This window comes from Bradyrhizobium sp. (assembly GCF_050014615.1).
Taxonomy (GTDB): domain Bacteria; phylum Pseudomonadota; class Alphaproteobacteria; order Rhizobiales; family Xanthobacteraceae; genus Bradyrhizobium.
On sequence record NZ_JBEKCZ010000243.1, the window covers coordinates 1 to 7759 of the forward strand.

A 7759-nucleotide genomic window follows, 5' to 3' on the forward strand; every position below is an offset into this window, starting at 1 on the left:
ATCAGCGAGGCACCACCCCGTACGTCGATCTTCTTGCGCAGATTGCTGATGTGCACGTCGACCACATTGGTCTCGAGCGAGAAGTGGTAGTGCCACACGTCCTGCAGCAGCATCGCCCGCGTAATCACCTGGCCGGGATGACGCAGGAAGTATTCCAGCAGCTTGAATTCGCGCGGCAACAGATCGATCCTGGCGCTGCCGCGATGCACCGTTTGTTCGATCAGGTCCATTTCAAGGTCGCCGGCCTGCAGCTTGGTGGTGCGCACATCGTCGAGACGGCGCAGCAGCGCCTCGACCCGCGCGGTCAGTTCCACCATCGCAAACGGTTTGGTGAGATAGTCATCCCCTCCTGCCTTCAGGCCGCGAACCCTCTCGTCGATGGAGGCGAGCGCCGAGATCATCAGGACCGGGACCTTGATCCCCTCCTTGCGCAGGACTTCCAGGGTCGTCAGGCTGTCTTCGCCGAACACCATCCGGTCCATGATCATCATCGCGGCATCGCCCACACGCGCGGCATCCGCGGCCTCGGCGATCGAAGCGGCCCGGACAAGATGGCCCAGCCGCTCAAGCTCGATTTTGATCTCGTTCGCCAGTTCCATCTCGTCCTCGACGAGGACGATGGTCTGGGGATGGATCGGGGCCGTCTTCGTCAACGACGTGCTTCTTTCATCGCGTCAGGGCGTAAGCCCCGGCGGGGGCGGAGGGGGCAGCGGATGCGGCGGGTCCTGGATCAGGCGTTTGACCGCGGCAATTGCTGCGGGGTCCGGATGCCGGACCGGCGGAATGATTTCGTCCGGCGGCCAGCCGCCGCCGAGCGCCTTGTAGAGCGCGACAAAACTGTCGCCCGCCAGTCGGACGACCTCGGCGCGCTGGGCTTCCAGGGCGAATTGCTGGCGTTCCGCGTCAAGCACGTTGAGGAAGTCGGTGAGACCCCTGTCATAGCGCTCGCTCGCGATCTTGGTCGCCTGGCGCGCGGCGTCGACCGCAGTATCGAGGCTGCGCAGGCTCTGCCGGTAACTGCGATAGGCGGTGTTGGCTTCGTCGACCTGCTGCACAGCCACCAGAATGGTCTGCTTATAGGCGGCGGCCAGCTCGTGCGCCCGGTAGTCGGCGATCTCGATTCTGGCATCAAGCGCGCCGAAGTCGAGAATTGGGGCATTGATCGACGGTCCCACCGAGTCGATCCAGGTGATGGGAATAGCGGAGCCCGATCGCGGACCACCCTGCGCGCCTGCCGCGGCGGTAATGACCAGGCTCGGAAACAGGTCCGCGGTCCTGGCTCCGATATCGGCGACGGCCGCGGCCATGAATCGCTCGGCTTCGCGGATATCGGGACGCCGACGCAGCAGGTCGACCGGAAGCCCGACCGGCGCACGCGGCGGCAGCCGCGGGACCGCGCCGGGCCGCCGCAGCTCACGGGCGAGCGCCTCCGGGTATTCACCGACCAGGACGGCGATCGCATAGCCGTTGGCGGCAATCAGCGCCTTGAGCGGCTCGACGTCCGCCTCCAGAGTCGCCACCTGGCGTTTGGCAAGCGTCACGTCCAGTTCGTTGGTCAGGCCGCGATCGAGCCGGGTCTGGGCGAGATCGAGCACCCTATGCGCGGCCTCGATGTCGCGATTGAGGATTGCAAGGCGGTCCTGGCGGGCCCGCAGATCGAAGTACAGACGGGCGACGTCGGCGGCGATCACGACATAGACCCAGTCGCGCGCCTCCTTGAGCGCCTCCGCGGTATAGACCTGCGCCTCGACACGGCGCGCGATCTTGCCGAAGATGTCGATCTCCCATTCGGCGTCGAGACCGCCGATCTGGGTGATGCTCTTGAGAGCCCCGCTGTTGTCCCCGGCCCTCAGCGCCTGCGCGGCACGGCCCTTGGTTTCGTCGGTCCCGGAGCCGACGCCACCGCCGCCGCCGCCATTGAGTTCGGGAAGCGCCTGACTGCCGAGGACGACGAGCTGCAACCTCGCCTGCTGCAAACGGTCGAGCGCGATCTTGAGATCGAGATTGTTCGCAAGCGCCCGGGCGATCAGGCTGTTCAATTGCGGGTCGCGCAACGTCGCCCACCATTGCCATTGATCAGGGTTCGCCCCGCCGGAGGCCGGTTCCTTGCCGACCGGCTGCGCCAGAAAACTGGCGGGCAGGACAGCGTCCGGCGTGAGATATTCCGGACCGACAGCACAGCCGCTCAAGGCGAAGGCCAGCGCCAGCGAACTCAGACCCATCCAATCCTTCACGCCACAAATCCTAGTCCTGCGAGAACAACCTGCCAAAAAACGACGTACCGGAAGCACCCGGGCCTCGTTGCCAAGGTGCTTGTTACGGCTTTTGGGCCGACGCGCTTTTTGCTTCGTCCGAGTTCGGTTTGACCTTTTGGCCAGCGGCGATCTGGCTGCTGAGATTGAGCGCGACCTTGTCGCCGATCGCCAGACCAGAACCGATCGAGACCACGTTGCCATCATCGCTGGCGATCGTGATGTCCCTGAAGGACACGGTGTCCGCCCCGTCGACGACGGCGATTTGCGGGCCACCGGACCGGTACAACAAAGCGGCCGCCGGAACCTGGATCGGGGCGCCCCCGGTCAGTTCGAAATCCGCCTGCACGTACATGCCGGGAACCAGCGAACGGTCGGTATTCGGGACATCGATTTCGATGCGAATCGTGCGTGATACGGGATTGATCGCTTTGGCGGTCCGCGCGACCTTGCCTTCCAGGCGCAAACTGGGCTGGTCCGTGCTCGTGATCACGGCGGTGGTGCCCGGTTTCATCAGCTGCGGCGCGGCGCTCTGCGGGGCGAAGGTATAGATGCGCATCGGGCTGTTCTGGGAAAGATGGTAGAGCGACGTTGTATTGGCCGTGCTGCCCGCCGTCACAAGATTTCCGATATCGATCTGTCGCTGCACGATGATTCCGTCGAAGGGCGCCTTGACCTCCTTGAACTGCGTCAGCGATGTCAGGCGATCCACTTCCGCCTGCTGCAGCATGACTTGCGCCTTGGCCGCATTCAGCTCGGCGATCGCTTCGGCGCTGCCGGCCTTCTTGGACTCCCGCTCCTGATCGGACACGACGCCTTTCGGGGATTCGCGCCAGCGCTCATCGGTGGTCGCGGCAAAATCGGCCCGCGCCTGCTTGACGGCGACCTGCGCGATACTGGCGTTCAGCTTGGCCCTGGCGGCGAGCAGTTCGGCGTCCAGTTCCGGCGTATCGATCAGCGCCAGCGTCTGGCCTGACGTGACGTTGTCACCGATATCGGCAAACCATTTGGCGACATAGCCGTTGACGCGGGCATAGATCGCGGTCTCGTTCCAGGCCGCGGTTTCGCCGGGCAGCTTGAGGGACTGCGTGCCGGAAGAGCGCGTCACGGTAAAAACGCTGACGGCCGGCGCCTCCGTCGTTTCCTTGCTGGTCGCATCGGCCAGTCGCGCTTCCGCCTCGTTTTTCGAGCGATGGACAAAGAAAAAGCCGACCCCCAGCGCCAGCACGATCACGACGACAACACGGATTATTCTTGCCCCCGTGCCCGGCGGGACACTCTTCAGCTTCGAGAAGTCGCCGGGGCCGGCGGTGTCTGGATCGAGGTCGTTCGTCATTTCGATTCCTGTCTGACCCACAAGTCGCTGTCCCGGCGCAGCAAGCGATAAACCACCGGCACGAAAACCATGGTCGCCGCGGTGGCGAATATCAGCCCGCCGATGACCGCGCGCGCCAAAGGCGCATTCTGTTCGCCACCCTCGCCGATCCCCAGCGCCATCGGGATCATGCCGAGGATCATGGCGCCTGCCGTCATCATCACCGGCCGCAACCTGGTATAGCCCGCGGCGATCGCAGCGGTGGTCTTGTCGTCGCCGGCCTCCATTCGCTGATTGGCGAACGTCACGACCAGGATACTGTTGGCCGCCGTCAGGCCGATGCACATCAGCGACCCCATCAAGGCGGGGATGCTCAGATGCGTCTGGGTGAGAAACAGCATCCACATCACTCCGCCCAGTGTGAACGGGACAGCCGCCAGGACGATCAGCGGATCGACCCAGCTTTGAAAATTGATGACGAGGGCAAGATAGACCAGCACCACCGCCATGGCCATGCCGGAGAACAGCCCGTTGAAGCTTTCGCGCATGGTTTCGACCTGCCCGCTGAGCGTGATCGTCACCGGGGAGGTAGCGTTGGCGGCAACGCGTTCCCTGTCCAGCACCTTGTCGATTTCGACCGCGGCGGAGGCGAGGTCCCGGCCCTGCACGTCGGCATTGACGTCGAAAACCGGCCGGATGTTGAGCTGCGAGGCCACCAGCGGCACGTTCTTGCGTCCGAACTGGGCGACATTCATCAGCATCTGGGTCGACTTGCTGCCGGCGGCGCTGATCGGAACCGTGGCCAGATCCTGCGTCGAATTCACCCGATAGGTCGGCATCTGCACCACCAGCGGATAGCTCACGCTGTTTCTCGGATCGATCCAGAAATTCGGAACGGTTTGAGCGCTCGAATTCGCCGTCACCAGAATGTTCTTGGCGATCTGGTCCTCGCTGACGCCGACCTGCTGAGCCAATGTGCGATCGACATCGATGCTCAACGCGGGAGCGTCGGGAACCTGAAACACATGCGAATCCACAACGCCGGGAATGGCATTTAGTTCATGCGCGATTTTCTGCGCCAGCGCATAGGTCTGGTCGCCATTGGGCCCGGAAATCCTGATGTCGATCGGCGCCGGCTGACCGAAATTCAGCACCTGATTGACGATATCGGCGGGCTGGAAGAAAAACAGCAGGTCCGGAAAACGTTTGGGCAGGTCACGGCGCAAATCGGCGACATGGGCAGGCGTCGGCGTATGCTTCTCCTTCAGGGAGATCAGAATTTCGCCGTCCATCGGCCCGACGGTGGCCGAATCGCTCAACGCGATATTGATGCCGCTATACGGCAAGCCAATGTTGTCGAGGATGACCTCGATCTGATCCTGACCGACGATCTGGCGTATCGCACTCTCGACTTCGGCGAAATAGCGCTGAGTCTCCTCCAGCCGGCTGGCGGGCGGCGCGCGAACGTGCAGGCGCATCTGGCCGGCGTCCACCTGAGGGAAGAAATCCCTGCCAAGGCGCGGGAACAGCAGCAGGGAGAAAGCGATCAACAGCACGAAGAAAACGCTGGTGACGGCCGCCCGCCCGACGCAAAAAGCCACGACGTTGCGATAGCCGTCGCGCAGGCTGTTAAATCCATCCTCGAATTTGTGATGGATCAGACTGAAAACATTGAACCGCGAGCGTGGCGCCGCGTCTTGGGTGGCGTGTCCGGCATGACCCTCGAGCGACGAGCGCATCAGATAGGAGAACAGCACAGGCACCAGCGTGAACGACAGCGCGAGGCTGGCGATCAATGACACGCAGACCGATAGCGACAGCGGAGAGAACAGGTATTTGGCGGTTCCCTCCAGCAGGAAAACCGGCACGAACACAATGCATATGCAGAGCGTCGAAAGTGCGGTGGGAACCGCGACTTCGCCGCAGCCCGACACGATGGCCTGCCGCAGCCCTTCACCCTCTTTCACATGGCGCTCGATATTCTCGATGACGACCGTACTGTTGTCGACCAGGATGCCGACCGCCAGCGCAAAGCCGCCGAGCGTCATCGTGTTCAACGTCTGGCCATCGACGAACATGATGAGAATGGCGGCGATGATCGAGATCGGAATGGTCGCGAGGATGATCAGCGTCAGTCGCCAATTGCCGAGAAACAGCAGAATCATCATCGCCGTCAGTCCGGCCGCGATCATTCCGCCCATCAGAACGCTGTTGAGCGAAGCCTTGACGAAAACCGACTGATCGAAAATTGCCTTGATATTGACGCCCGGCGGCATCAGCCGCCTGACGTCCGGCAGCGCTTCCCGCACGCCGTCGATCACCGCCAGGGTTGAAACGCCGCCGGTCTTGCGCACCGTCATCAAGGCGCCCGGCTGGCCGTCAACGCTCACCGAATTGGTCTGGGTCTGAAAGCCATCGTGAACATGGGCGACGTCGCGCACGAACACGACCTGGCCCGCCACTTCCTTGACCGGAAAATGGTTGATCGCCTCGATCGCGTTCGGGCTGTTGTTCATCGCCAGCGAATAATCCTTGGTCCCCATTTTGACGTCGCCGGAGGGCAGGATGACGTTCTGCTGCTGGATCGCGGTGGCGACGTCCGAGGGCGTCAATCCGCGCGAAGCCAGCGCCTGCTGATCGAGATCGACCATGATGACGCGCGGCTTGCCGCCATAGGGATAGGGGACTTCCGCGCCGTGAACGACCGCCAGATCGGGGCGGATGATGTTCTGGCCAAGATCGTTCAGCTTGGAGTCCGGCAGCGAGTCGCTGGAAAGACTGAGCTGGATGATCGGCACGTCGGTCGCGCCGTAGCGCAACACCAGCGGCGGCGTGATGTTCGGCGGCATATATTTCAGGACCACGAGCGCGCTGCTCGCCAATTGCGAGATCGCGCGGGTCACGTTGGCGCCTTCGTGGAGGTACACCTTCTCGACGCCGACGCCGGCATAGGCGGTGGCCTCGATCCGGCTGATGTCGTCGACCAGCGAGGCCAGCTGTCGCTGGTGCAGCGTCAAAATGCGATCGCGGATGTCCGGGGCGCTCATACCCTGATAGGTCCAGACCACGCTGACCACGGGAATGTCGATTTCGGGGAAGATATCGATGGGCATGCGCAATCCCGCGCCCAGCCCCATCAGGCAGACGAGGATCAGGGACGCGACGATCGTATACGGCCGCCTCAGCGCGAAATCAGCGAACCACATTAATGAGAAGCCTCAGCCGTTGGCACCACGACCCCCGCTTGCGCTACTCGCATCGATAAATCCGCTAACCGATGCCTCGCGATTTCGGCCGAGCGTGTTGCAACCGCTCAGGCCACTCATGGAGATCATCACGCTGAAGCCTATCATGATACGATTTCGCCTGTCGACGCGGGTAATAGCTAGCGGTTCCCTCGCGCAGGCGCGACTAAAGTGAATTTTAGTCTCGGGAAAAGCGGGCCGCGAAGCGCGCTTTCCGGGTGCGATTGCCGCGGCTTAGGCCGACGCCGGGTCCAGCAGAAGCGATGTGATGCTGAAGAGGAACCGTCCGGACGCGAGCGGCAGGCGCCGGATCCGATGCTGCAACGCACACAAGAGAGGCAGGGGGGGCATGTGTGACAGTGCCACGTTGCCCGTCCGTGCGGCACGGCTCGGGCCGGGTTCCAGATTGATGTCGATAGCTGGAAGACTTGAGTTGGAAGACTTGAGTTGGAAAACTTGAGTTAGAAGAGTTGCGACGCTATGCGCGCGAAATCCGCGCAACCAGCCCCCGCTCCCGGCGTCTGCTTACGCGGCGGCGTTTACTTGCAGGGTCTGCTACTTGCGGGGTCTGCCGCGCTTGGCAAACACCAGCCCGCGCTCGTCGGCGGTACAACGCAGAGAACTGGCCAATTTGAGGGCTTCGTTACGTTCCGGACCAGGGGCCATCTGGCGCGCCTGCATCTGGCGCGCCTGCTCCAAGGCGTCCGCCGCGGCGACGTCCCAGTCGAATCGGTCGGTTGAGCGTTGAGTTTCCTTGCTCATCGCTCCGCGGAGCTCCTGCTGCCTAGGCGTCGATAACAAGTACGTTTGTCACAATAAGAGTGGCGTGATTCGGTGTCAATGTCGTCCAGGGCCGTATCACTACGTGTCACAGATCGATCACAGGACCACGCGGGGGCTATTTCACCTTCGCGTCCAATCGAGCGTGTAGCACTGGTCACGAAACC

General features: G+C 62.8%; 5 protein-coding genes. All 5 read right to left on the reverse strand.

Translation table 11 applies throughout. The annotated features are described in order from the left end of the window. Positions 1 to 653, reverse strand: a 653-nt coding sequence (locus ABR948_RS26435; RefSeq protein ID WP_428123625.1) for a response regulator transcription factor, incomplete at its 3' end; no start/stop codon positions are given. Positions 654 to 674: 21 nt separating this feature from the next. Beyond that, entirely contained in the window at positions 675 to 2234 is a 1560-nt protein-coding gene (locus ABR948_RS26440) for an efflux transporter outer membrane subunit (protein ID WP_428123627.1), read from the reverse strand. 82 nt (positions 2235 to 2316) lie between these two features. Then, on the reverse strand, positions 2317 to 3588 hold the full coding sequence (locus ABR948_RS26445) for an efflux RND transporter periplasmic adaptor subunit (RefSeq protein ID WP_428123630.1): 1272 nt from the start codon (positions 3586 to 3588) through the stop codon (positions 2317 to 2319). Further along, positions 3585 to 6773, reverse strand: a complete 3189-nt coding sequence (locus ABR948_RS26450) for an efflux RND transporter permease subunit (RefSeq protein WP_428123632.1) — start codon at positions 6771 to 6773, stop codon at positions 3585 to 3587. Before ABR948_RS26450 ends, ABR948_RS26445 begins: the two co-directional genes overlap by 4 nt. 594 nt (positions 6774 to 7367) lie before the next feature. After that, positions 7368 to 7574 (reverse strand): hypothetical protein, encoded by a 207-nt coding sequence (locus ABR948_RS26455; protein WP_428123634.1) that lies wholly within the window; start codon positions 7572 to 7574, stop codon positions 7368 to 7370. Positions 7575 to 7759: the final 185 nt, after the last annotated feature.

Bases quoted from the DNA above. Each gene is read 5' to 3' on its own strand.
- ABR948_RS26455 (WP_428123634.1), bottom strand. From the start codon at position 7,574: ATGAGCAAGGAAACTCAACGCTCAACCGACCGATTCGACTGGGACGTC.
- ABR948_RS26450 (WP_428123632.1), bottom strand. From the start codon at position 6,773: ATGTGGTTCGCTGATTTCGCGCTGAGGCGGCCGTATACGATCGTCGCG.
- ABR948_RS26445 (WP_428123630.1), bottom strand. From the start codon at position 3,588: ATGACGAACGACCTCGATCCAGACACCGCCGGCCCCGGCGACTTCTCG.